This window comes from Gilliamella sp. WF3-4 (genome assembly GCF_001690275.1).
Lineage (GTDB): Bacteria > Pseudomonadota > Gammaproteobacteria > Enterobacterales > Orbaceae > Gilliamella > Gilliamella apicola_C.
The window spans coordinates 16625-40285 of sequence record NZ_LZGW01000045.1 but is presented as its reverse complement, the minus strand read 5'-3'; the positions used below and the strand labels follow the sequence as shown (position 1 = coordinate 40285).

At 35.1% G+C, this 23661-nt stretch carries 24 protein-coding genes; 1 reads left to right on the top strand and 23 read right to left on the bottom strand.

Features of this window, described 5'->3' with window-relative positions; genetic code table 11:
- Positions 1 to 13 precede the first annotated feature (13 nt).
- The 12 genes from rseP to accD all read right to left on the bottom strand — a co-directional run bounded on the left by rseP (position 14) and on the right by accD (position 13206).
- Positions 14 to 1372, bottom strand: a complete 1359-nt coding sequence (rseP, locus tag A9G47_RS09415; protein WP_176700693.1) for an RIP metalloprotease RseP — start codon at positions 1370 to 1372, stop codon at positions 14 to 16.
- A gap of 13 nt (positions 1373 to 1385) precedes the next feature.
- Entirely contained in the window at positions 1386 to 2243 is an 858-nt protein-coding gene (locus tag A9G47_RS09410) for a phosphatidate cytidylyltransferase (RefSeq protein ID WP_065642755.1), read from the bottom strand.
- Between the two features lie 9 nt (positions 2244 to 2252).
- Positions 2253 to 2969 carry an isoprenyl transferase gene (locus tag A9G47_RS09405; protein ID WP_065566872.1) on the bottom strand — a complete coding sequence of 239 codons (717 nt, stop codon included), beginning with the start codon at positions 2967 to 2969 and terminating at the stop codon, positions 2253 to 2255.
- A 52-nt stretch (positions 2970 to 3021) separates the two neighbouring features.
- Positions 3022 to 3654, bottom strand: coding sequence for a cAMP-activated global transcriptional regulator CRP (crp, locus tag A9G47_RS09400; protein ID WP_065566905.1), 633 nt, complete (start codon positions 3652 to 3654; stop codon positions 3022 to 3024).
- Positions 3655 to 3736: 82 nt separating this feature from the next.
- Entirely contained in the window at positions 3737 to 3943 is a 207-nt protein-coding gene (locus A9G47_RS09395; RefSeq protein ID WP_065566873.1) for a YheU family protein, read from the bottom strand.
- Positions 3944 to 4077: 134 nt separating this feature from the next.
- Positions 4078 to 5028, bottom strand: a complete 951-nt coding sequence (locus tag A9G47_RS09390) for a hypothetical protein (RefSeq protein WP_141673702.1) — start codon at positions 5026 to 5028, stop codon at positions 4078 to 4080.
- 157 nt (positions 5029 to 5185) lie between these two features.
- On the bottom strand, positions 5186 to 7870 hold the full coding sequence (locus A9G47_RS09385) for an inverse autotransporter beta domain-containing protein (protein ID WP_065642754.1): 2685 nt from the start codon (positions 7868 to 7870) through the stop codon (positions 5186 to 5188).
- Positions 7871 to 8333: 463 nt separating this feature from the next.
- Positions 8334 to 9851, bottom strand: coding sequence for an amidophosphoribosyltransferase (purF, locus tag A9G47_RS09380; RefSeq protein ID WP_065642753.1), 1518 nt, complete (start codon positions 9849 to 9851; stop codon positions 8334 to 8336).
- A gap of 17 nt (positions 9852 to 9868) precedes the next feature.
- Positions 9869 to 10354: a CvpA family protein gene (locus tag A9G47_RS09375; protein WP_065566906.1), complete on the bottom strand. Its 486-nt coding sequence runs from the start codon at positions 10352 to 10354 to the stop codon at positions 9869 to 9871.
- Positions 10355 to 10443: 89 nt separating this feature from the next.
- On the bottom strand, positions 10444 to 11025 hold the full coding sequence (locus A9G47_RS09370) for an SPOR domain-containing protein (RefSeq protein ID WP_065566877.1): 582 nt from the start codon (positions 11023 to 11025) through the stop codon (positions 10444 to 10446).
- A 12-nt stretch (positions 11026 to 11037) separates the two neighbouring features.
- The gene (gene folC / locus A9G47_RS09365; RefSeq protein ID WP_065566907.1) at positions 11038 to 12309 is read right to left on the bottom strand and encodes a bifunctional tetrahydrofolate synthase/dihydrofolate synthase; all 1272 of its coding nucleotides are present in this window, start codon (positions 12307 to 12309) and stop codon (positions 11038 to 11040) included.
- Positions 12310 to 12315: 6 nt separating this feature from the next.
- The gene (gene accD / locus A9G47_RS09360; protein WP_065566878.1) at positions 12316 to 13206 is read right to left on the bottom strand and encodes an acetyl-CoA carboxylase, carboxyltransferase subunit beta; all 891 of its coding nucleotides are present in this window, start codon (positions 13204 to 13206) and stop codon (positions 12316 to 12318) included.
- Between the two features lie 318 nt (positions 13207 to 13524).
- On the opposite strand from accD, the gene tmaR reads away from it, so the two are divergent.
- Positions 13525 to 13845 carry a PTS system regulator TmaR gene (tmaR, locus tag A9G47_RS09355; RefSeq protein WP_065566879.1) on the top strand — a complete coding sequence of 107 codons (321 nt, stop codon included), beginning with the start codon at positions 13525 to 13527 and terminating at the stop codon, positions 13843 to 13845.
- Positions 13846 to 13906: 61 nt separating this feature from the next.
- On the opposite strand, the gene yciH is transcribed toward tmaR, so the two are convergent.
- From yciH to cas5e, 11 genes are all read right to left on the bottom strand, one after another.
- Entirely contained in the window at positions 13907 to 14227 is a 321-nt protein-coding gene (gene yciH / locus A9G47_RS09350; protein ID WP_065579680.1) for a stress response translation initiation inhibitor YciH, read from the bottom strand.
- A gap of 7 nt (positions 14228 to 14234) precedes the next feature.
- Positions 14235 to 14939: an orotidine-5'-phosphate decarboxylase gene (gene pyrF, locus A9G47_RS09345; protein WP_065579681.1), complete on the bottom strand. Its 705-nt coding sequence runs from the start codon at positions 14937 to 14939 to the stop codon at positions 14235 to 14237.
- Positions 14940 to 14968: 29 nt separating this feature from the next.
- Positions 14969 to 16132 carry a GDSL-type esterase/lipase family protein gene (locus A9G47_RS09340; protein ID WP_065566882.1) on the bottom strand — a complete coding sequence of 388 codons (1164 nt, stop codon included), beginning with the start codon at positions 16130 to 16132 and terminating at the stop codon, positions 14969 to 14971.
- Positions 16125 to 17342 (bottom strand): SGNH/GDSL hydrolase family protein, encoded by a 1218-nt coding sequence (locus A9G47_RS09335; RefSeq protein WP_065642752.1) that lies wholly within the window; start codon positions 17340 to 17342, stop codon positions 16125 to 16127. The genes A9G47_RS09340 and A9G47_RS09335 overlap by 8 nt, the downstream gene beginning before the upstream one ends.
- Positions 17343 to 17354: 12 nt before the next feature.
- Positions 17355 to 18755, bottom strand: a complete 1401-nt coding sequence (locus A9G47_RS09330; RefSeq protein WP_065642751.1) for an MBOAT family O-acyltransferase — start codon at positions 18753 to 18755, stop codon at positions 17355 to 17357.
- 62 nt (positions 18756 to 18817) lie between these two features.
- Positions 18818 to 19813: a DNA polymerase III subunit delta' gene (gene holB, locus A9G47_RS09325; RefSeq protein ID WP_081303620.1), complete on the bottom strand. Its 996-nt coding sequence runs from the start codon at positions 19811 to 19813 to the stop codon at positions 18818 to 18820.
- Positions 19813 to 20451 carry a dTMP kinase gene (gene tmk, locus A9G47_RS09320; RefSeq protein WP_065566885.1) on the bottom strand — a complete coding sequence of 213 codons (639 nt, stop codon included), beginning with the start codon at positions 20449 to 20451 and terminating at the stop codon, positions 19813 to 19815. Before tmk ends, holB begins: the two co-directional genes overlap by 1 nt.
- A gap of 560 nt (positions 20452 to 21011) precedes the next feature.
- Positions 21012 to 21305: a type I-E CRISPR-associated endoribonuclease Cas2e gene (gene cas2e, locus A9G47_RS09315; RefSeq protein WP_065566888.1), complete on the bottom strand. Its 294-nt coding sequence runs from the start codon at positions 21303 to 21305 to the stop codon at positions 21012 to 21014.
- Between the two features lie 2 nt (positions 21306 to 21307).
- Complete coding sequence (gene cas1e, locus A9G47_RS09310; protein ID WP_065566910.1) at positions 21308 to 22225, bottom strand: type I-E CRISPR-associated endonuclease Cas1e; 918 nt, start codon at positions 22223 to 22225, stop codon at positions 21308 to 21310.
- 13 nt (positions 22226 to 22238) lie between these two features.
- Positions 22239 to 22910: a type I-E CRISPR-associated protein Cas6/Cse3/CasE gene (gene cas6e / locus A9G47_RS09305; protein WP_065566889.1), complete on the bottom strand. Its 672-nt coding sequence runs from the start codon at positions 22908 to 22910 to the stop codon at positions 22239 to 22241.
- Entirely contained in the window at positions 22911 to 23654 is a 744-nt protein-coding gene (gene cas5e, locus A9G47_RS09300) for a type I-E CRISPR-associated protein Cas5/CasD (protein WP_065642750.1), read from the bottom strand. It abuts the gene before it with no gap.
- Between the last annotated feature and the right edge of the window lie 7 nt (positions 23655 to 23661).

Here is a 23661-nt window from a genome sequence, read left to right as displayed (position 1 = left end):
TGCCCTCATTCCATCACAACCGTAAAATATCATTAAATAGTGCAATTCCCATTATTACCATTAATAAAAAAAAGCCAATACGAGAAAAACGCTCTTGTGCTTTATTTGATAAGGTTCGCCCTCTTATTTTTTCAAGTAATAAAAAAACAAGATGTCCCCCGTCTAATATAGGTAATGGAACAAGATTGATAACTCCCAAACTTATACTTATAAAGGCTAGAAAATATAAGTAAGAAGTAAAACCATAACTTGCTGTTTGCCCTGCGCCTTTTGCTATTGTTATTGGGCCAGATATATGTTCTAGACCAATAACACCCGTTACTAATTGATAAAGCGAACGAATAGTTAACTTTGTAGTTAACGCCGTTTGCGCTATACCTTTATTAAACCCTTCGAAAAAACCATATTGCACAACTTTTACATCAGTTGTAGGATATAATCCCGCAACACCTTCCCCGTTTTTTTGAACGGTTGGCACGAGTGTAAGATAAATATCTTTGTTTTCCCGATTGACCTTCAACATCATTGTTTGAGCTTTTTTAATCGTGTTGGAAAAAAACTGCCAATTTGTATATAGCTGATCATTATAACCAATAATTTTATCGCCAACACGCAAACCTGCACGTTCTGCTGCCGAACCTGATACAATTTTACTCACAATTGGATAAATTTCCACCTCTTTAGGAACAAAACCAAATGCGGTAATAGCTGAGTCTTTTTCTATATCAAAATACCAATTGCTAATATCTACACTTTTCTTAACTTCTTTTTTTTGATCACTATTATTGGCACCATCAATATAGGTGAAAGACATATCAGTCTTCCCCATTAGAGAGATTAAAGCCAAGTTTACATCTTGCCATGTTTCAATTTTGATATTATCAATAGTTTTCAATTCAGCACCAACTGGAATTGCTATTGTGGAAGCAGGTGTGTTAGGTATCACTTCCTTTATTTTAACAGGATAAACATTTACACCTATTAAAAAAATAATCCAATAGCTTATCAAAGCTAACACAAAATTAGCAAACGGACCTGCAAAAATAATTGCAGCCCTTTGCCAAATTTTCTTTTGATCAAATGCCAAGCTATTGCTATTGCTATTGCTATTGCTATTGCTATTGCTATTGCTATTGCTTGATAATGCTGTTGATCTGGTATTTAACATTTTAACATAACCACCAAGTGGAATCATAGCAATTACCAATTCTGTTCCACTTGAAAATTTATGTGACCATAATTTTTTACCAAAACCAATTGAAAAACATTCAACTTGAACCTTACATAAGCGAGCAACATAAAAATGCCCAAACTCATGAATAGTAACTAGTATACTAATCGTAATAACAAATAATAACAGTGACCACAGCAAAATCAATCTCCATTTATAATAAATAAAAAGATAATGTAGTAAAAACAGGAACAGCAGCAGTTAAACTATCAATACGATCTAAAATTCCACCATGACCTGGAATTAAGTGACCACTATCTTTTATACCTGCTTCACGCTTAAACATGCTTTCAGTTAAATCACCTAAAACCGAAACAAAAATTGCCGATAAAGAGCTAATAAAAAATGTACTAAATGTCATATCAAATAAATTAAGTATATAAGCAATGATACTAATTATGATAGCCACACTTATACCACCAATAAAACCTTCTATGGTCTTACCTGGAGAAACTTTTGCAGCTAATTTTCGTTTACCAAATGCGCGTCCTGCAAAATAAGCACCTGTATCTGTTGCCCAGACCAACACAAAAACATAAAGTAAGCAAACTGCACCAGTATAAGAATTAGACATATAGTTAATTGCTCTTAGTTCAATCATACCAATAAAAAATGGCACTATCGTAAAAAAAGCAAATAGTAGCTTTATAAAAGTTGAATTAATAACCGTTGAATCACTCCAGTATTTGGTTGTATCTGGATAACTAACCACCAAATACAAAGCAATTAGCCACCATATAATTGATAAAGATAAAATCACAGTGTATAGCTTTATTTTTAATTCAACTGAATTTGGGATCAAATAAAGTATAGTTAATAAAACAACGATTGAAAGAGCAAATATTAATTTTGAACGTTTTTTAGTAATATGAAGAAACTGAGCCCATTCCCATGCAGCTAATCCACAGACCAAAATAATAGTTAGAGAAAATACAGATAAAGGAACAAAAAAAAGAACGACTATGACAAGTGGAATAAGCACAGCTGCAGCAAGTATACGATGAATTAACATAAATGATCCTTAATTGCGAATGCCACCAAAGCGTCTCTCTCTGGCATTAAATGCATTGATTGCTTCATCAAATAAAGTTTGGTTAAAATCAGGCCATAAAGTATCGGTAAAATAGAGTTCAGAATAAGCAATCTGCCATAACAAAAAATTACTGATTCGATATTCTCCCCCAGTACGGATAACTAAATCAACATCAGGAAATTCTCCCATACACATTATTGAAGCAAAACGATCTTCTGTTACTTCATCTAAAGTGATCTCACCGTTAGTCACTTGGGTAGCCATTTTTTTTGCCGATTGCAAAATATCCCAACGCCCACCATAGTTGGCGGCAATATTTAGTACTAAACCTGAATTGTTTTTGGTTAAATTTTGCGCTTGAATAATCATATTTTGTAAATTATCACTAAAACGAGATATATCACCAATAATATTCAAGCGAACATTATTTTTATTCAAACTTTTGATTTCTCGTTTTAATGCATAGATAAAAAGGGAAATCAGAGCGGAAACTTCATTGGGTGGGCGCCTCCAGTTTTCACTGCTAAATGCATATAAAGTAAGAACTTTAACTTTTAAAGTTGCCGCGTAAGCCACAATTTTCCGTACCGTTTTTAATCCTGCCCGATGACCAACAGCGCGTAACTGGTTACGTTGCTGAGCCCAACGACCATTACCATCCATAATTATAGCCACATGACTTGGAATACCTCTTTTTTGTGTCATGCGATATCTCGTATTGTATTAATCATTGTATTAATTATATCATCTTGGTCAATCAACGCGTACCATAAACAACAATTGTCTTGCCATGAGCTGAGATTAAATGCTGATCTTCAAGCATTTTTAAAATTCGCCCCACCGTCTCACGCGAACAACCAACAATTTGACCTATTTCTTGGCGTGTAATTTTTATTTGCATACCATCAGGGTGTGTCATAGCATCAGGTTGTTTAGCAAGGTTTAAAAGCGTTTGCGCAATACGCCCAGCAACGTCTAAAAAGGCTAAATTACTGACTTTTTCAGATGTGACTTGTAATCGACTTGCCATTTGACTGGCAAGATGCATTAAAATATCTGGATTGACTTGAACAAGCTGTTTAAATTTTTTATACGAAATTTCTGCAACCTCACAACTTGTTTTGGCTTTAACCCAAGCAGTTCGCTCAGTACCTTCTTCAAAAAGTCCCAACTCGCCCAAAAATTGATTTTGGTTTAAATAAGATAAAATCATTTCATTACCTTCATCATCCTTAATCAATACTGCTACAGAACCTTTTAAAATGTAATAGAGAGTTTCTGCTTTTTCGCCTTGATGTATAAGAGTACTCTTAGCTGGATATTTATGAATATGGCAATGAGATAAAAACCATTCTAACGTTGTATCCGATTGCTGTTTACCAATCATTATTCCCACCTCTCCATTTAATTTACAACAATAACACTATAACAAAGTTACACAATAAATTATATACAAACAATCATTTTAACCATTATTTGATTGGCTTAATATCCATTGTTTCGTGCAATTGCGACCAAAAAATTGCAACAGAGCCATTAATTAATTGCAGTTTAACTTCATCAACCTTTTCTTGTAGTGATTTTTCTTGTAAACCGTAGTCAGTACCTTCGCGTAATACAAAATATTCAATTAGATTAGTTAATGTTTGTGGATCGAGGTCTTGCCAAGGAATAATCATATATTATAACAATAAATTCAAATTATAATTATTTTATAACAAAGCTTAGATAATATAAAGCATACAAAGTAATGCTTCATCACTAACAAAAAAACCACTCAAAAGAGTGGTTTTTGATAGCAACATGGCTTAACTTACTTTGTTCTAACTGCAAGTTTATAACCTTGAATACCAGCCTTATAATCTGTTGAGTACAGGCTATTATGCTTAGCTCCAGAATCTGAACCTAATAAGATAGCATCGTTAACCCCTACTTTATTATATGCGCCAGATAGAGCAACTGCATCTGCTGCGTTTACTCCCTCATATGCACCAGTTACGTACCATTCATAAGTATATCTTGAGGTATAATCCCCATTATCTGCTGTATCCTTCACTACTACCGCAAATTTTTCACCATATTTAGGACTAACCGCTGTAGTTGCATAATCAACGGCTTCTTCTAGATTACCAGCTGCATCTAACTTGTAAATATAGACTTGATACGAATCAGATTCAATTGGCCCACGACCAGGGTGATTAGGATCAATCTTACCAGGACCTGTTGGATCTGTTGGGTTACCTGGGTTGTCTGGACCTGGACCCGGGTTAGTCGGATCAGTTGGCGTTACATCTGGAGGATTACTAGCAAAAATATCACTTACAGTTATCCATTGGTTTGATAGAGGGTAACCAAAATCTGTTCTTTCTAAAATTTTAAAACCAATTTCAGTTTTACCAGCAAAATCGTTAGTAATAGCGAATGAAATTTCACCTACTCCGTCATTATTATACGTTGCACTGGCTGTTACAGGTACAGTAACCCATTGATTATTTGTATCTCTAACAAAAACTTTTAAGGAGTCTTTTATTCCTGAAGTATCTGTATCGCCATCTGCATCGATCAATTTATATTGAATGTGAATTGTATCGTTAACTTTAAGTGTGTCGTTGCTAGTAAGAAGACGGCCATCACGTTTGAAAGAGACCGCCATTGTATGCTCTGCTGATGAGTCGTCAGCTTTCATTACAGGTGCATTACCGGCGATAACTGCTTGGGTTGTCCCACCTATTGCAAATGCGCTACTTGCTGCATAGCCAGCCAAAAGCAAGCCTAACGCAACTTTTTTTACTGTAAAATTTTTCATGTTTAACTTCCTATTTTTCTATCAATTAACATGTTGTATTTATATAAATACACCACTTTTACTGGTGTTTCCTTTTGATTAACGATACGGCTCGATAATCAAAATTCTTGTTCTATTACAAGACAGTTACTTGTAATTTAAATCCTTGATCGCCTGCACACGCAGAAGATGGTGCCGAAATTGGGCTGAAATCTAATAAACTGGTTGGCGCATCTGCTACAGCTTGAATACTAGTGCCTGATGTTGCATAACTGTCATTTATCCCCCTTATTTTGTAAGGTGCATCTTTACCCATAGCAACGTTAAACCATGGTCCTTTAGGATGACTAATAACATCATGTTCCAATAAAGTCGCATGAGTACCAGGACAAGCTTTATCATTTGAACCAACTAATGACCAAATAACAAACGGATCAGCAATTGGTGTATTGTTTGTGGTAAACGCTTTAACATAGTATTCATGACCAACTAACCATTCTTTTGGTCCTGCTGGGGTAAACTGAAGTATAGCCCCTTCACTTTTAGCAACTAATGTTCCATCTGCCTTCCAAACTTCAATGTAACCTGATTTACCGCCAGAAAAATTAACAGCAGCTTTATTAAATGATGAACCAAAACCGTATTGATCTAACGAAATTGAAAAATCAACTATTCCCTCAATATTTGAAGCCACATCTAAAGTATAACTGTCACCAATCACTTCTATGCCCGCTGCGGTTGAAGCATCAGATGACACTTTTTGACCTTTTGCAACTTTCTCAAAGGATTTGACAATCACGCAAGGTTTTTGCTCTGGGCATTCGTTTACATCGCCCGAAGTACCATTAATTAAAGCTATTTTTTCACCGTTACTCGTTGCAGTCCATAATGCTGAAAATTCTTTAAATGTTCCTGGTATACGATCCATTATTTCATTATCACTAAAGCCATCTACATCATCAAATGAGTTGACTGAACCGTTGTCTACCTTTGGCTTAACAAGCGTTGCCAATACTGTCAAACTACTTAAACCATCAGCTCTTTGAGTCGCTAAGGTTGTTTTATTCCCTGAACTATCAACTGCCCAGACGCCAACTTTACGCATTGCTGGATCGGGCAATACCTCAAAGCTGACTGCATTAGATGTTGCGGATTTACCACGACTATCTGTAACTGATACCGATAAAGAATATTTACCATTTGTGCTCACTGGACGACGTTGGCCATTTTGATCAACATAACTTGGTGCAACAATTTGCCAGTTATTGGTATCAGTAGGAGGATTAAGCCATGAAGAAGCAGAACATGTCCCTGCTGCTGCACATAAAAAACCACCTCCAGCATCAATTTCTAGCATATCACCAGACCATACTAGGCTTGATAAATCCTTAGCATTATGAACACTAATACTTAATGGATAAGTTTGTCCTTCGATCAATTGCGTTTGTTCAAGCCCTAGATCGACAGACATTTTCTTTTCTTTATATTCAAGAACAATATAGTTATTACGGTCAACTAAATCATAACGGCTACCCTTTAAAGAACGAGCTGATTGAACCATATCTGGATCCAATTGATCTTTTAATGGCGTGCCTATACGATAGTTCATCGTTAATTCTGCTTTAGTTGCCTTTTTATTATCTTGACCCCGTTTATGTTCAGCTTTAATCGTGAAAAGAGGAACTGGCGTATAATCAAGACCAACAGTAATGGCTCTTGGATCTTTTTGTAGATTATCTTTACCAAATAAAGCTACTTTATCACCATAGTATTGCTCATACATCAGTGATCCGCCTAAATGCGGATATTGTGGTAAATACCCTTGGAAGCGAACATCAAATCCCCTCGCTGCACGTTCTAAGTAATCATCGAAATCCTTAGAATCTTTCCAATCAGATAATGGATGATAATAGTTAACCGCAAATTTCATGTAATCACTCCACGCTTCAGCACCAATACCTAAGCGGTTGTGATCACGCTGGAAATCATGATCAAAAAATACGTTATAACCAAGTAACCATGTTTTATCAGCAACATCCCAACGTTGACCAATACCAAAGTTACCTATACGGCGCTTATGCTCATATTCTTGAAATGATATTTGGCTAAATATTAATGTATCTTCAGAATCATATAATGGGCTAAATAATTTTAGGTTAACGTTATTAAATTCCCCTTTATCACTCAGATCAAATTGCAACTGAGCGGTACCAAAACGCCCTAAAAAATCCTGTACAGCATTACGAACTGGATCAACAACTTGGCTTTTAACTCCATTGCGTACATAACTTTCGGCGTAATCTCTACCTTTATTTTTTAAATGCCCTGATAAACCACCGTTGTCTGGCGAAGTGATTTGCTTCCAATCCTGACTAGCTAAAGTTTGCAAAGTTGAAGCAATTTGCGTTGAAAGTGCATCTTTGTCTTTTTTTACATCATAGTTATCATCTGAGCCAAGCTGAGGCAAATTAACATGTTTGTCATCTTTGTCATCTTTTATTTTAATTGCCGGCAATAAAGGAGAGTTTTCAGGCAAAACAATGCGCTCACCGACATTAACAACATCTTTTTTATCAAAACGCCCGGCGTTCATTGCACGTAATTCTGAAATAGAGATACTACTTAAAAGCGCAATCTGATAAAGACTACGTTGCTGATTATTAATCATTTCACGAGCTTTTGAGCCATCTTTTAATTCAATTATCGCATTGCTATCTACAGGACCTTGCGATACCTGAGCATCAGTAGCATAAGCAGATTGCCAACTTAATGTGGCAATTACAAATGCAGAGATAATTGTTAAATTAAGATTCTTTCTCATCTTAATAGTCCTTATATTCCACCGACAATGCCCATAACATAAAATTTATAGCCAATATCAATTTATCTTTATTAAATATCAATGTTATTATTTATTAATATATTTTAGAGCACGGTTTCTTCTTTTGTGCTTTACATTTCTTTACAAAGCTTACTTAAGTTTTGCAATTCTATTACAAAAAAGTCATTTATCAAAATATTTTATTACTTTTTTTGATCTTTTTTTATTAGTTTAGAATTTCTTTATATAATTCAATTTATTAATTTGTATTTTTTTGCTAATTTCATTACATTTGATTATATCTTTATGAAAAACAATGATTAAATAACGCCCATATTTTACGTAGGATGACATAAAAAATGTTAAAAATAATAAGCTAAAAATACTATTTCAATAAAAACTTAAATTTTGGGATTAGGTCTTTATGTAATATTTCTGCTCTTTTACAACAGCTATTGTTGTTTTATTGTCCTTCATTATAAATCTCTAAGTTTTCAGGCTCTTTAGATTCTGAAGATTTTTTACTTTCAGTTCTTTTTTGTTCTAATAATGACAAATAGTTATCATCAATCCCTTCAGTAATATATTTTCCATCAAAAACAGAACACTCTAAATGATGAATATTAGGATTTTGCTGTGTAATTGAATCAATTAAATCAGATAAATCTTGAAAAATAAGTTTATCAGCACCAATATCTTTTGCTATTTCATCAACCGTTCGATTATAGGCAATAAGTTCACTGGCAACAGGCATATCGATCCCATAAACATTGGGGTGTCTAATTTCTGGTGCAGCAGATGCTAAATAAACTTTTTTGGCACCAACTGAACGGACCATTTCAAGAATTTCCTTTGAGGTTGTGCCACGAACAACAGAATCGTCAACTAATAGTACATTTTTGCCTTCAAATTCAATACGATTCGCATTGAGTTTTCTTCTTACTGATAATTTACGTGTGCTTTGTCCTGGCATGATAAAAGTGCGACCAATATAGCGATTTTTAACAAATCCTTGGCGATAAGGTTTGTTTAAAATACGTGCTATTTCAAATGCCGCATCGCATGATGTTTCGGGGATAGGGATGACAACATCAATATCAATATCTTTCCACTCTCTCGCTATTTTTTGCCCAAGCTTTTGCCCCATCAAAATACGTGATTGATAAACCGATACGCCATTCATTAATGAATCTGGTCTTGCAAAATAAACATATTCGAAAATACATGGGTAATATTGAGGATTGTTGGAACATTGTTGAGAATATAATTGGCCATCTTGAGTAATATAGATGGCTTCGCCTGGCTCGACATCTCGCATAAATTCAAAATCAAGAATATCTAATGCGACGCTTTCAGATGCAACCATGTATTCGACTTTTTGATTTTCAAGAGTACGTTTGCCTATCACTAAAGGGCGAATCCCATAAGGATCACGAAAAGCAACAAGACCATGGCCAATAATCATCGCAACACATGCATAGGCACCTTTAATAATGTTATGTACATGATGTATTGCGGTAAAAATATTATCTGCGGTTAGAGGATAAGTTGGGAATTTGTCGAGTTCGTGAGCAAAAATATTGAGTAAAACTTCAGAATCAGAATTCGTGTTGATATGCCTTCTTGCTAGCTCAAATACTTTATTGCGTATTTTTTCAGTATTGGTTAAATTTCCATTGTGGGCAAGAGCAATACCATAAGGTGAATTAACATAAAATGGTTGCGCTTCGGATGGATTGGAACTACCTGCTGTTGGATAACGAATATGCCCTATGCCCAAATTACCTTGCAACCGTTGCATATGATGTTCTTGAAACACATCTCTAACTAAGCCATTTGCTTTGCGTAAACGAAAGCGATTTTGATTATCAATAGTCACAATCCCTGCGGCATCTTGCCCTCGATGCTGCAAAACAGTCAATGCATCATAGATCGATTGATTAACAGTACTATACCCTACAATACCAACGACACCACACATGCTATAGTTACCTCGATTTATTGTACTAAAAAAGAAGAAGACTGCTGTATAAAATCAAAAAACCAACGAATAATAAAATGAAAATGTGGAATTAGCTGCGATTGCACCCAGTAAGGTGATTGCGATAACGGTGTAAAAGTATCAACTAAAAAGAGTATTGCAGCAACAACTAAAACTCCTCGTAGCACACCAAAACAGATACCTAATATGCGATCAGTGCCAGATAATCCGGTTTTTTGAACTAATTGACCAATAACATAAGACACTATCGCACAAACCAATAGTGTAGTAATAAAAAGGAGAACAATAGCTACTGCAATACGTATTATATCGCTATCAAAATAAGTTAAATAATCGGTAATATAGATATAAAATCGGCTGGAAATAAAAAAAGCTAAGATCCAACTAATTAATGATAATGCTTCTCGTATAAATCCTCGCACAATGCTAATCAATGCCGAGAATGCAATCACTCCGATAATCGTAAAATCAATCCAATTCAACATAATAATTCACAATTTTATATTAATAATATTTTATTTTAATTACTGTTTACAACATAAAAAAACGATAGCAACCAATAAAACAGAACTTAATTCGCAACGATCATACCTTTTAATTTTGTTAGATTACTTAAGTTAATAATGACTTGTTCTGCTTGCTTTTTATTAGCATATGGGCCAACCTGTAACTTAATTAACTGATCAGGTTCAGGCTTTTGTGGTATTGTTCTAACGTTATAATTATTTAACCTTAATAATGCAACTAATTCTTCTATTTTTTGCCTATTTTTCAAAGCAGTAAGCTGGATCATATAAGGTTTAGGTTCTTGTTGCGAAGTTGAAGAATTAGCTATCGTTGTTGAAGTGTCGATATCAACAATATCTGGCGAAACAAATGAACTTGGATTTTGCTCTGAGTCTGATATATAAGAATCTTTTGACCTATCACTGGTTAAATTGTCATCAAAATCATCTGGGGATTCTACTTCACGGTTTTGCTGAGTAATCACTTCTGGTTGCAAAATAGGTGTTGTCGAAGTTCGTAAGTTGGATTTATCCGTTATAATGGAAGGGATAATTGCTGCGATAATAAGCAATAATGTAGCAAAACCTACAAGGCGATTCCTTACTTTATTTTGGTTTTTGGGGCTAATTTTTTGATTGTTCACCATGTTCAATTTCACTTAATGCTCTGTTTCAGCTAAAACCTCTGATACCGTATGAAATGAGCCACATACCACAATAATATCATCCTCTTTAGCATCTTGAATTGCTGTTTGATAAGCAGTAGAAACTGTATCAAATGTTGATATATTAAGCTCACCTTTACTTAATAAGTGCTGTTTTAATACTGCTGCGCTACAACCTCGCTCACCATAAAGTGAAGCGCAATACCATTTATCACCTTTTAAAATGGACAACGTACTTTTAATATCTTTATCTTTAAGCATACCAACAACAAATCTAACTTCACTAATACTTGGATATTCCATTTTTAGTTTTTCCAATTGTTGTGTTAAATAGCCTGCGGCATGTGGGTTATGTGCGACATCAAGGATCACAAGAGGCTTTTTTTGAATAATTTGAAAACGCCCAATCAATTTAGATTTTGCCAAACCTTTAGTTATTTGTTCTTTGGTTATTTTAAGTGATGAGTAACTTAAGGCAGCAATTGCGGTTGCGGCATTAGCTAAAGGAACATCGGCAATAGGTAGATTGTCATATTGCTTTATTGGTGATTTAAATGTCCAAGCATCTTCGCTAACTTGTTGATAGTGCCAATCGCCATTGACCGCATGGATAGGACAACTGGCTAATTTAGCTGCATTTAAGATGGATTCAGGTATTTCTGGCTCGCCTACAATAGCAATACTTTTAGGCTTGAAAATACCTGCTTTTTCTCGTCCTATGCTTTCACGGGTTTCCCCTAAATAATCAACATGATCAATGCCAATTGTGGTAACTACGGCTACATCAGCATCAACAATATTAGTTGCATCAAGCCTCCCACCAAGCCCAACTTCTAATATAACAACATCTAATTTTGCTTGTTTAAATTGATAAAGCGCAGCCAATGTTGCATATTCAAAATAAGTAAGCGATATATCGCCTCTGGCTTTTTCTATTTCTACAAAGGCTTTTATGGTGTTTTGTTCACTTGACTCTTGATTATTAATACGTACACGTTCTGTAAACCGTAATAAATGAGGTGAACTATAAACGCCAACTTGTAAGTTAGCCTCAAGCAATATCATTTCAAGAGTTCGGCATGTTGTGCCTTTGCCATTAGTGCCTGCAACGGTAAAAACATAAGGTGCAGGTTGTAATAAATTTAGGCGTTTAGCTACCGTTTTGACTCGTTCTAAACCCAAATCAATAGTTGTAGGATGTAATTGCTCTAAATAACAAAGCCATGTACTTAAATCGGACATGGCGTTGGGTTGTTTGTTTTGCATACTCAATTAAACTGTCTCGTTTAGAGTAACATCATTAAAAGGATCCGGCTGTTTCATCAGTTTTGTTATTAAACTGGCAATCTTAGGTCGCATATCTTTACGATGAATAATCATATCAATGGCGCCTTTTTCAAGTAAAAACTCACTGCGTTGAAATCCTTCAGGCAATACTTCACGTACAGTTTGTTGGATCACTCGTGGCCCTGCAAAGCCGATTAACGCTTTAGGTTCAGCTATATTAATATCGCCTAACATTGCCAAACTTGCCGATACCCCTCCCATTGTGGGGTCGGTCATGACTGAAATATAAGGTAAGCCTTCATCTTGCATTTTGGCAAGAATAGCACTGGTTTTTGCCATTTGCATTAATGAAAATAATGCCTCTTGCATTCGTGCTCCACCGCTTGTTGAAAAACAAATTAACGGACATTTATCGGCAATAGCTTGTTCCGCTGCACGAGTAAATAATGCACCAACAACAGAGGACATCGATCCACCAATGAAAGAAAACTCAAAACAAGCGACAACGACAGGTGTACCAAACAATGTCCCCTTCATTACCACCATTGCTTCTTTTTCGTGAGTTTCTTTTTGTGCAGCAGTTAAGCGATCCTTATATTTTTTAGTATCTTTGAATTTTAAGATATCTTTAGGCATAAGATCTGTGCCAATTTCGACATCTGAACCATCGTCTAAAAAGCGGTATAAGCGCACACGGGCGGGAATATGCATGTGGTGATCGCATTTTGGACAGACTTCTAAATTAAGATCCAGTTCAGCCTGATAAATAACTTGCTCACAGTTACTGCATTTTGTCCAAACACCACCAGGAATATTCGCCTTTTTATGATCTGACGATATATTATTTTTACTAAGAATTTTTTCAATCCAGCTCATTATGATTCTCTCATTCTGGCACTCTTTACAAATTTCGGAGTATTGTACAATACTTTGTACTAATTCTTAATAGTTGTTTTTATTTTTATCTTATTTTGTAAATAAATTTTGCTAGAAGACATAACCTTTAAAGAAAAATGTGAAGCTAAATCTGTCATTAAAGTCAAATTAAATGCAATTGATGTGCAAGTAGGCAGTTTTAGTTAATGTAAAAAATATCATTTATTGCTTAATAAATATAATAAATATGACCAAAAAAAAATATTAGTATATAATTAGTAGAAGTTTATTTTCCATTTTTCAGATAAGGGGTTATAGATGGACAAGGAAAAAGCAAGCGCATCGTCATTTCAAGATGTATTAGAATACATTCGTCTATCACGTCGTTTAAATAAATTAAAGCGTGAAATATCAGACAATGAAAAGAAAATTCGTGATAACCAAAAACGTGTACTCTTACTTGAAAACTTAAGTGAATATATTAAACCTGATATGACTTACGAAGAGCTTCAAGCAATTATTGCGAATATGAAAAGCGATTATGATGATCGTGTTGATGATTATATTATTAAAAATGCCGAAATATCTAAAGAACGCCGTGAAATAAGTAAAAAAATGCGTACTTATCGATCAAATTAATATCTATGTTTTTATAAGTAGCGTCCTTTTTAGTTATGGACGCTATTTTTATAGCATGAAATCAGCCTCCAGCTAATTTTACTTTGAATCCTTTTTCTTCTAACAATGATTTTAGTAAATCTCGTTTATCACCTTGAATTTCAATAGCACTATCTTTAACTGAACCACCACAACCACAGCGCTTTTTTAATTCAGCAGCTAACTGTAATAATTGTGCATCGTCTATCTCAAATCCGGTAATTACACAAACACCTTTACCTTTACGGCCTGAAGTTTGTCGCTGAATTCGAATAATGCCATCTCCCTTTGGACGTGAAATAGCTGGCTTTGTCGGTTTAATTCGACCTTGATCGGTTGAATAAATAATCGGGTTATCAGACATAATTTAATTAACTCTTACTTGTATCAAGTGTGGCCAAAATTGTTTTTAACGCTTTAGCTGGATCTTCTGCTTGAGTAATTGGCCGTCCAATGACTAAGTAATCAGAGCCAGCAGCTTGAGCACGTTGAGGTGTCATAATACGGCGTTGGTCATCAGGGTTACTACCCGCAGGCCTAATACCTGGTGTCACTAATTTAAAGTCACTACCTAAACGCGTTCTAAAACTTTGTACTTCTTTTGCTGAACAAACTACCCCATCAAGTCCACAATTTTTAGCTAGCATAGCTAATTTAGTTGCTTGCTCTAAAGGCGATGCATTAATACCTATTTCTTGTAAATCGGTCGATTCCATGCTGGTTAATACTGTCACAGCGATTAATATTGGCGCATCTTTACCATATGAATAAAGAGCATCTTTAGCTGCTGTCATCATGCGCGCCCCACCACTCGCATGTACATTGGTCATCCATATACCTAAATCAGCCGCAGCAGTTACGGCTTTAGCAACCGTATTTGGGATATCATGAAATTTAAGATCTAAAAAAACGTCAAAACCTTTTTGCATAATTTGCTTAATAAATTCGGGACCTGCGTGTGTAAAAAGCTCTTTACCTATTTTAAGACGACAATCTTTTGGTTCAACACGATCAATAAAATTCCACGCTGATTTTACATCTGCAAAATCAACAGCAATAATAATAGGTGATGGCATAACTTATTTGTTCCTTTTAATCAAAATTTTTAGCTATTTTTTCTAACAAATTCATTCAAATCAGCATAAAAGATACGAGCACTTTCTTTATATCCTTTTAATGTTTGGTGAACTAAATCTGCACGCGCAAGCCCACGTTTTCGCCACTGCTTAATAGAAAACTGACCACCCATTGCCACTTGCCAATCCCAAAATAACGTTTTTTCAGATTTAGCAACTTGCTTTTGAATAGTCATTATCTTTGCAAAAGATTTAGGCATATTTTTTTCATTTGCCATAGTGTCTGGGGGTGTCATTATTAAAATAGCAGCATTAGGCAATGTTTCGCGAATCATTCTGATATTATTCACTAAATTTTTTCGATATTGATTACTGTCTAATGTTTCATCAAAACTTTCATTGGTACCATATGCTAGGATCACTAAATCACTTTGCGATACAGCAAGTTCTTTAAACCAGTTTTTTCCCCACTTTTGCCAAATGGTTTGTTTAGCGCCATTAGTCGCAATGGGTGAAACAACAACACCAGATTGTTGATTACAAGTTAACCAAATACCACCCAGTTCCATCTCTTTTTGGCCTTTGATAACTAAAGGCATTTTAGATAAAACCGATGCAGTTTGCCAAACCTTTGGGGTTGGTGTATAGCTGAAGTTAATCTTATTGTTATTAGCATCATAAAGCGATAGTAGGTTTGAGTTGTTTTTTAGTGTTTTAAAGGTCAATTTAACTTGCCAATTTTTATTGCAAGATCCTCTTGCTGTAATTTGGACAGTAGCAGAATCTTTAATGGGTTTAGCAATAAAACCACCCATGGGAAAATCAAGATTACTTAAAGTTCGGCTACTTAGCATATCCCAATCTCTAGCTCGCCATGTAACCGCTGCATGGCTTTGCCCTTTTATCGCTATAGGCGTTATCCAACCAATACCTGCGTTGCCATACTTTTTTTGCATTAATGTTCTAAATTCACCAGTAAAAAAGTCGGCTGCCACATGTGAATCGCCAAATTGAGTAATATTGATTACTCGGTTAGTTTTTTTATGATCCGCTAACGAGTTCAAACGCGCTGCAAATTGTTTAGCGTTAGGATCCCCAAAATCAACAACAGTAGATGTTTTACTTTCAGCTACACTACAACCAGTAATCGTTATTGCAATGAGGGCTATAATATATTTTAAAAATTTAATCACTATGGGTGTCCTCTAATTCTTTATAAATTATTTTTTCCATAATGGCCTTTGCTAGAATTTTTTGGCCTGTTGGCGTAAAGTGAACACCATCATCAACCCTTACCTTAACTTTTGCTTTATTGCTTTCTACGAAATTACTAAATTTTTGATACGTACATCCCAATAAATCATTTGTCATTAAGAAATGTTGTTGGACTTTTTCTAATTCGGACTGATATAAATTATTTAGATAAACCATCGCATTATTTAATTTTGGTTTGCGCATACAAGGCGCTGCCAGCCAAAGTATTTGAACATCATGCTCTATGGCACTATTTAAAATAGATTCAATACGCAAACGGTAGTGTTCTTCCCACAAGCCGGATTGGAATTTAGCATATTTGACATAGCCTTTAACTGGAAAATCCCAAGGATCATTTGCGCCAAGAAAAACAACAAGCAATTTAATTGAAGGATCTGCAATTAGATTATCACTAATTGTTTTTGGCCAATCAAAAGCACTCGGATAAGCAAGCCCAGTGCTCTGTTTGCTCAAATCAAGGCTTTCTATTTTATACTGCTTGAATAGCATTTTTTTAACATATGGTGCAACACCTTGCATTAAAGAATCACCAGCAAAAAACACCTTATCATTGCTTGTTAATATAATGGGTTGTGGCTCAACTGGTACTGTGTCTTTTTGTGCTTTTTGATTTTCATCTTGCTGTGCTAGGTCTGTTTCGGACACGTTGTCAGTATTGACTCTTTGTCCACTTTCAAGTTTTGCATTCTTTAAAGCATCAATTGTCTTATTTTTAGCATCTTTCACCGCAACATCAAGCAACTGAGAAAACGGAGGAAGTATGTTTATTGATATATATTTTTGAAAATCCTGTTCGTCATCCTTGCTTGTTTCAAGCTCTTGTATCAAACTTTCTTGGTTTGCAAGCGTATTATTATTCAACAAATCGGTATGATACACTTGCTCGCAATAAATCAATATTGATTTGTAGTAAATGGCTATTAACGCAATAGCGGTAACAAACATTATCAAAAATACATAGCGAGTAGACAAAAGATTGCTAGTAACAACAAGAGATGAATTTGTTTTCTTATTTTTTTTACAATCTTTTTTAAGCGTATTTTTATGCTGTGATTTATTACGTTGCCGTTTCAAATTCGGTTTGGATTTTTTATTATTTTTTGAAAACGATTTTTTATATATTTTCATAATTAAGCATCATTAAAAATTAGCGTAAATAAAGTTTGGCATTCCTGATGGTGCAATATAAATCGTCAGCCATAAAATCAAAATAAAAACTAAAGGTAAATAGTAATTCGGCATTTTAGTCAACTGTAAAATAAACCACTCAGTCAAATTTTTACACATTGGGTAGGCAAGGTAGATGACACAAATAACCAAAAACGCCCCAACATGATGCGGTTCTATCAAGAAGTTATGCGTTAATGCTGTCAAATAATCTACAGCATCAGATAAACTTTCACTATTAAAAAACAGCCATGTAAAACAAATATAGTGCCATGTTAATAACCGTGCCATCAGTGGCGAACGCGCAGCTATCCAACCTTGCCCCAAATAACGGTCGCCAATGTTAAGTACCACAATACCAATACCATGACATGCCCCCCAAATAATAAAATTAACGCCAGCACCATGCCACAATCCCGATAATAACATGGCTAACATGACATTAATTTGAGTGCGTATAAATCCTCGACGACTTCCGCCTAAAGGAATATAAATATAGTCACGAATCCAACGTGATAAACTAATATGCCAACGTACCCAAAACTCTCTCAAATTCAATGACAAATAAGGAAGATTAAAGTTGATTGGCAAACGAAAACCTAATAATAGAGCAATGCCAGTAACTAAATCAGTATATCCAGAAAAGTTTAAATAAATCTGTATTGCATACGCATAAAGGCCAACTAATAAATCAACCACACTAAATTCTAGTGGGTTAGCAAATATAGGTGTAACCCAATGCTCATTAACTAAACCACCTAAACAGTAAACCTTTATCACAGCTAAGATAAGTAGCGTAAATGCGCGAAATGGCTCTAAAATTTCACGCGGTTGATTAACATTAATTTGAGGTAGAAAGTCTTTTGCTCGGTTAATAGGGCCTGCAATAATACTTGGGAAAAAGGACAGAAATAAGGCAAAATCCCAAAAATTAGCAACAGGTAACTCCTGATTTTTTACTGAAACTAAATAACTTATTGAATGAAAGGTGTAAAATGAGATCCCAATAGGGATTAATACCGTAATAGCGGGAAGCAAAATCGGTAAATCTAATAAATTAAACAGATCTTGTAACTCGTAACGGAAAAAATCAAAATATTTAAATAATGCTAGATTAATTATAGATACGCATAACCCTAAAATTAACCATCGCTTGGCATTGCGTTCTGATGCTGCGATCATCACAGAAAAAAAATAGATCACACAGGTATAAATAAAAAGGATGAGTGAAAATCGCCAGCTGTAACTACCAACAATCAGGTAACTTACAACTAAAAGCAGAGTATTTTGTGTTTTGGGTGATAAGCGACAACCCCAATACAAGGCAAAAAAAGCGATAAAAAGTAAACAAAATTCAATAGATAAATAACTCACTACGATCCTTTTAGCTTAAATGTGTGCTTTTTTGAAGCATTAATAAAATTTTTATAAACAGCTTAGCTTTTTGCCTCGCTAATTAATTCGGATTGAGCAAGTACATTATAAATAATCAGCTCCTTATTCAATCCTGTAATAGTCAATAACTGATTTCTTGCTTGTAACCATAAATGATAAAGAGCAGAAAGCTTTTCATTATTTTGAGTCGCAAGTAATCGAACTAACGGGACTTGATCACGATTAACAATAAAGCGCCCCGCTTTTTGCTTTGCTTTAAGCGCATCGCTTAATAAAGCGCAAAACCAAATAATTCGTTCAATAAAATCTTCATTATCAAAGGTCTTTGCTAATTGCCAATAATTATTTTGAGGAATAACCTCTAATAATTGGCTACAAAACACGTTTCTTTGTTGCCACTTTTCTGGTGCTAATAGTGCGATAGCTCTTAGTGGCGCATTTTCGCTCAATAATAACGCCGAAGCAAGCTCATTATCACTGCATTGTTGATCATGTTTATTTTTTAACCACTCAATAGATTGTTCTAACTTTGGAGTTGGTAAAAAATAAGAAAAACAACGGCTATGAATCGTAGGTAATAATTGGCTATTATGCTCATCACTTAAAATAAAATATGTACTGTCTGGCGGTTCTTCTAACGTTTTTAGTAGTGCATTAGCCGCTGCTTCAGTCATTAAAGCGGCATGTTTTATCCAAATAACTTTGTTACCGCCTTGCTGGGATTTTTCGTAAATCTTGCTAGATATATTACGTATTTGATCAATACCTATTGATTGCTTACCTTGTTCATTAGTTATCGCATAATAATCAGGGTGATGATGAGACAAAAACAATTGGCAACTGTGGCATTTAAAGCACGGCTCCAATTGCTGTGAATTTTGGCATAACAAACGGTTGACAAGATTTTCAATAAATTCATTTTCACCGCTACCTTGGACATAACTAATTAATAGCGCATGATGAGCACGCTTATGCATAATACCAGAAGCCAATTGCTGATAAGGTAGCAAAAGCCAAGGATAATCACTTAACATCATTAAATATTAACCTGTTTTGTTAACCAATCTATTAAAATTTGTTCAATTTGCTCAGCTACATTGTCAATTGATTTTGTAGCATCGACCATCCTAATCGTTTCATCTTGTTTGGCTAGTTCTAAATAGCGTTGATGAACTCGCTTAAAAAAAGGTAGCGACTGTTGTTCAATACGATCGAGATCGCCCCGAGATCTTGCTCGCCGCAAACCACTTTCAGGATCAATATCCAAATACAAAGTCAGATCAGGTTTAAAATCACCTAATACTTGTTCCTTTAGTGTCATCATAAAAACTTTATCTAACTGACGCCCTCCACCTTGATAAGCTTGCGTGGATAAATCATGACGATCGCCAATAACCCATTTACCCGCATGCAGTGCTGGTTTAATCACATTGTCAATCAACTGAATACGTGCGGCATATAGCATAAGTAATTCAGCTTTATCAGTTAAAGGCTCATTATCTAAACCATTTTTAATAATATTACGTAAAGCTTCAGCAATCGGCGTACCGCCTGGCTCACGAGTGAATTGTATATCATCAATATGATGTTGATTCAAAATGCGAGCAACGATATTAATCGCCGTCGTTTTACCTGCGCCTTCAAGCCCTTCAATGGCAATAAATTTGCCTGTCATACTAAATTCCTAAATTATTTATAATAAATCTGCATTTATATGCCATTATATTGTACGCCATTTTTGCTAATTATTTTAGACAGCATTATTAATAATTTCTTTTAGTTTTACAGTAAATATTATAATAACAACTATATTGTTAAACTTTCCGTTAATTGTAAACTATTTATAATAAAGAGAATATTAAACTTATAATTAATACAATAACAACCAACCAATAGATATTTAATGTAGCAATAAAAATCATTCAGAAAACCCATTGATTTTATTAAAGTTTTTATTTTAATTAAATTTCTATAAAATAAATGAAACATATAACAAATACAGCTTTACCTCTGTGGGTACAAGGAACACAGCTTCAGAGGCTTTCTGAGTTAATTTCTCAGCGGTTTATCCCTGTACCTACAGGGAACACGCGCATACTAATCCGCCTGCCCTCTTTGAGGGCGGTTTATCCCTGTACCTACAGGGAACACTCTAAATATAGATATTTGTTTTATTTAAACTTATATCTGCTATTAAATTCTACCAAATTTTTCTAATTTTTAAAGAACATTAACTTATTGATTTTTAATAGGTAAAAATGATACTAAGCGTAGCCCATCAAGATCTACCGGAACTCTTCTATTGGTACCATAGGTTTGAAAATCAAATCCTGATTCAGTATTAGTTGCCCAGGCAAGGACAACATTACCGTCTTCTGCGAGTTTAACAATTTGTTGCCATATCATTTCTCTTATCGGTCTTGATATATCACCAATATAAACCCCTGCCCTAATTTCAAGTAACCAAATGGCTAAACGGCCTCGTAATCGAGCTGGAACATTTTCAGTTACAACAACACACATACTCATTATTAGCGACTCCTAAAACCGCTATCGGCAAGAGATTGAGGTTCGGGAATAGCGGGGGGTTGAACATTGTCTGGAGGCGGTGGTGGTTCAATGCCACCGGCTGACAAAACTTCTTCAATAAGAGGGATTAATGTTGCTAATGTTTTCTGGCTTCTAAAAATTTCGCGACACGCAATTCTAACTTCGCGATCAGGATCGCTCTTATTCTTTGCGGCGATTTCGAAAGCTTTGGGAACGACAGTATCAAATTTAATAATATCAGCAATATCATAAACAAATGATAGTGGCTTGCCACTATGCACAAAACCAATTGCCGGAGCATAGCCTGCTGCCAAGACAGCGGCTTCCGTAATGCCATATAAGCAAGAGGTGGCTGCACTTATACATTGATTAATGGTATCGCCTTTTTGCCAATCTTTGGGATCATACTTTCGCCCATGCCATTTTACGTTATAACGTTTAGCCAATAAAGAATAGGTTTCTCGCACTCGTGCGCCTTCAATTCCTCGTAATTGTTCAATCGAACGACGACTAGGTGCAAGTTCACCAAATCGCAATTCAAACATCTTTTTAACCACTTTTAAACGTAAATTATCATCTAAAGCCAATTTAGCTTGATAAAGCAGTTTGTCAGATCTTGCTCCACCGGGTTGACCTGATGAATACATTCTTACGCCAGCTTCACCAACCCAAACTAGCAAGGTTCCGACCGTTGCTGCTAACTTGACTGCGGCATGTGAAACGCGAGTTCCAGGCTCAAGCATTATGCATGCTATAGAGCCTACTGGAATATGTGTTCTAATACCTGTTTGATCGATTAATACAAATGCCCCATCTAAAACATCAATTTGTCCATATTGTAAAAAAATCATTGAGGTTCTATTTTTTAAAGGAATAGGATTAAGAGGAACATAAACCATAGCACCCCCCATCCTATTGATAATGTTTTATCAAGAATAAGCCACAACCAAATCCTTTACTTTTACCAATACCTCGATAAATTGTGTTCAAAAACAATTCTGTATCCGTCACCGTTAACACCCCTTGATAATCAACGGTGCTATAAGTAATCGGTTTAAGATCATTTCTTTTACTAAATTGCTGTTGGTTATAACTGGTGACCGTGCAATGTACTTGTTGATCATCTGTTGTTAATAATGAAAATCCTCTGGTTTCACTCTGTTTTATTAACCAGTTGATTGCTGCATCATTTTGTCGGATTTTTATCTCTTTTGAACTTAAACCTTGTTGTTTTGCTAGATATTTAGCATTCATCATTACATCACTACGTTTACCATTTTTAAATACCACAGGATTAGCTCGTAAGGAAAAAATCAATCTCATTCCAACAATTAATTTGGGTTGATATGGTTTAGTTTCTATTGAAAATAGATCATGATTTGAGAGTGGCTCGGTTTCCGATAATAAATAGTATTGATAACCTTTACCTATTTGTTCCTCATGGAATAAAAAGGCGCGTTTATCCTGATTAGGGAAGAGTTGCCATAACCATTGATGAATTGCATAAGGCCCCGAATTTTGCATTTTCTGATGTAAAACATCATGAAGCCGATTCAGTTTTAAAGTAACTCGAGAAAAATACATCTATTCACTCCCTTTCAAATGGCCTGAAAACTGCTGACGGTTAATAAATTGCCATCGATGACGATTTATTGGTTGATCTTGTCGGCACTGAATTTTAATGACATCAAATCGATCTTCTTGATTGTTCTGTTCCCAATAATATTCATCCGCAGTGCCTTGTAATAATTTATTGATAACAGGATCTTGACGATGGCAATCTTGGTAATGTTTATCAGCAAAAATAAAAGCATCGCTCAATGTGCCTTGGCACAAGATAGGCGATAATGGCAGTGATAATGGTGAGTTTTTTCTGCCTGCATATAATGGAAAAACGGGCTTAAGTAATGCTTGTTGTATTTGCTCTAAACGATAGGGCGCCTTGTCGGTTTCAGACATGACAATTTGATAATAAACGTCATTATAATATTCACGCTGTGATAATAAGGTTTCTAGCTCAAGAGGGCTTTTTCGTATTTCGTCAAAACGGGTATGCCATACTTGCTTTTTGTTCGCTTTAGGTGCTTGTACCGTTTGAAAATCTCTAAACCAACTATTACTAGCAATAAAAGGACGAATAGCAAAATGATAATGCAAATTAAAGTTATCAATTTGTTTATCGTCACGCCTTATACCAAGTGCGGCAGCCACTATTCCTAATAAAGCCGAACGTGAAGGGATGATATTGCTGTGGCGAACTTCACCAACAGCCGGTTCGCCCCATGAGGCAAAAGGGGCATAAATCTGAAAAATAAGATGGTTTATCATCTTGTCC

Bases quoted from the DNA above. Each gene is read 5' to 3' on its own strand.
- A9G47_RS09410 (WP_065642755.1), bottom strand. From the start codon at position 2,243: ATGTTAATTCATCGTATACTTGCTGCAGCTGTGCTTATTCCACTTGTC.
- A9G47_RS09405 (WP_065566872.1), bottom strand. From the start codon at position 2,969: ATGACACAAAAAAGAGGTATTCCAAGTCATGTGGCTATAATTATGGAT.
- A9G47_RS09395 (WP_065566873.1), bottom strand. From the start codon at position 3,943: ATGATTATTCCTTGGCAAGACCTCGATCCACAAACATTAACTAATCTA.
- A9G47_RS09385 (WP_065642754.1), bottom strand. From the start codon at position 7,870: ATGAGAAAGAATCTTAATTTAACAATTATCTCTGCATTTGTAATTGCC.
- purF (WP_065642753.1), bottom strand. From the start codon at position 9,851: ATGTGTGGTGTCGTTGGTATTGTAGGGTATAGTACTGTTAATCAATCG.
- A9G47_RS09370 (WP_065566877.1), bottom strand. From the start codon at position 11,025: ATGGTGAACAATCAAAAAATTAGCCCCAAAAACCAAAATAAAGTAAGG.
- folC (WP_065566907.1), bottom strand. From the start codon at position 12,309: ATGCAAAACAAACAACCCAACGCCATGTCCGATTTAAGTACATGGCTT.
- accD (WP_065566878.1), bottom strand. From the start codon at position 13,206: ATGAGCTGGATTGAAAAAATTCTTAGTAAAAATAATATATCGTCAGAT.
- tmaR (WP_065566879.1), top strand. From the start codon at position 13,525: ATGGACAAGGAAAAAGCAAGCGCATCGTCATTTCAAGATGTATTAGAA.
- yciH (WP_065579680.1), bottom strand. From the start codon at position 14,227: ATGTCTGATAACCCGATTATTTATTCAACCGATCAAGGTCGAATTAAA.
- pyrF (WP_065579681.1), bottom strand. From the start codon at position 14,939: ATGCCATCACCTATTATTATTGCTGTTGATTTTGCAGATGTAAAATCA.
- A9G47_RS09335 (WP_065642752.1), bottom strand. From the start codon at position 17,342: ATGAAAATATATAAAAAATCGTTTTCAAAAAATAATAAAAAATCCAAA.
- holB (WP_081303620.1), bottom strand. From the start codon at position 19,813: ATGATGTTAAGTGATTATCCTTGGCTTTTGCTACCTTATCAGCAATTG.
- tmk (WP_065566885.1), bottom strand. From the start codon at position 20,451: ATGACAGGCAAATTTATTGCCATTGAAGGGCTTGAAGGCGCAGGTAAA.
- cas2e (WP_065566888.1), bottom strand. From the start codon at position 21,305: ATGAGTATGTGTGTTGTTGTAACTGAAAATGTTCCAGCTCGATTACGA.
- cas1e (WP_065566910.1), bottom strand. From the start codon at position 22,225: ATGGTTTATGTTCCTCTTAATCCTATTCCTTTAAAAAATAGAACCTCA.
- cas6e (WP_065566889.1), bottom strand. From the start codon at position 22,910: ATGTATTTTTCTCGAGTTACTTTAAAACTGAATCGGCTTCATGATGTT.
- cas5e (WP_065642750.1), bottom strand. From the start codon at position 23,654: ATGATAAACCATCTTATTTTTCAGATTTATGCCCCTTTTGCCTCATGG.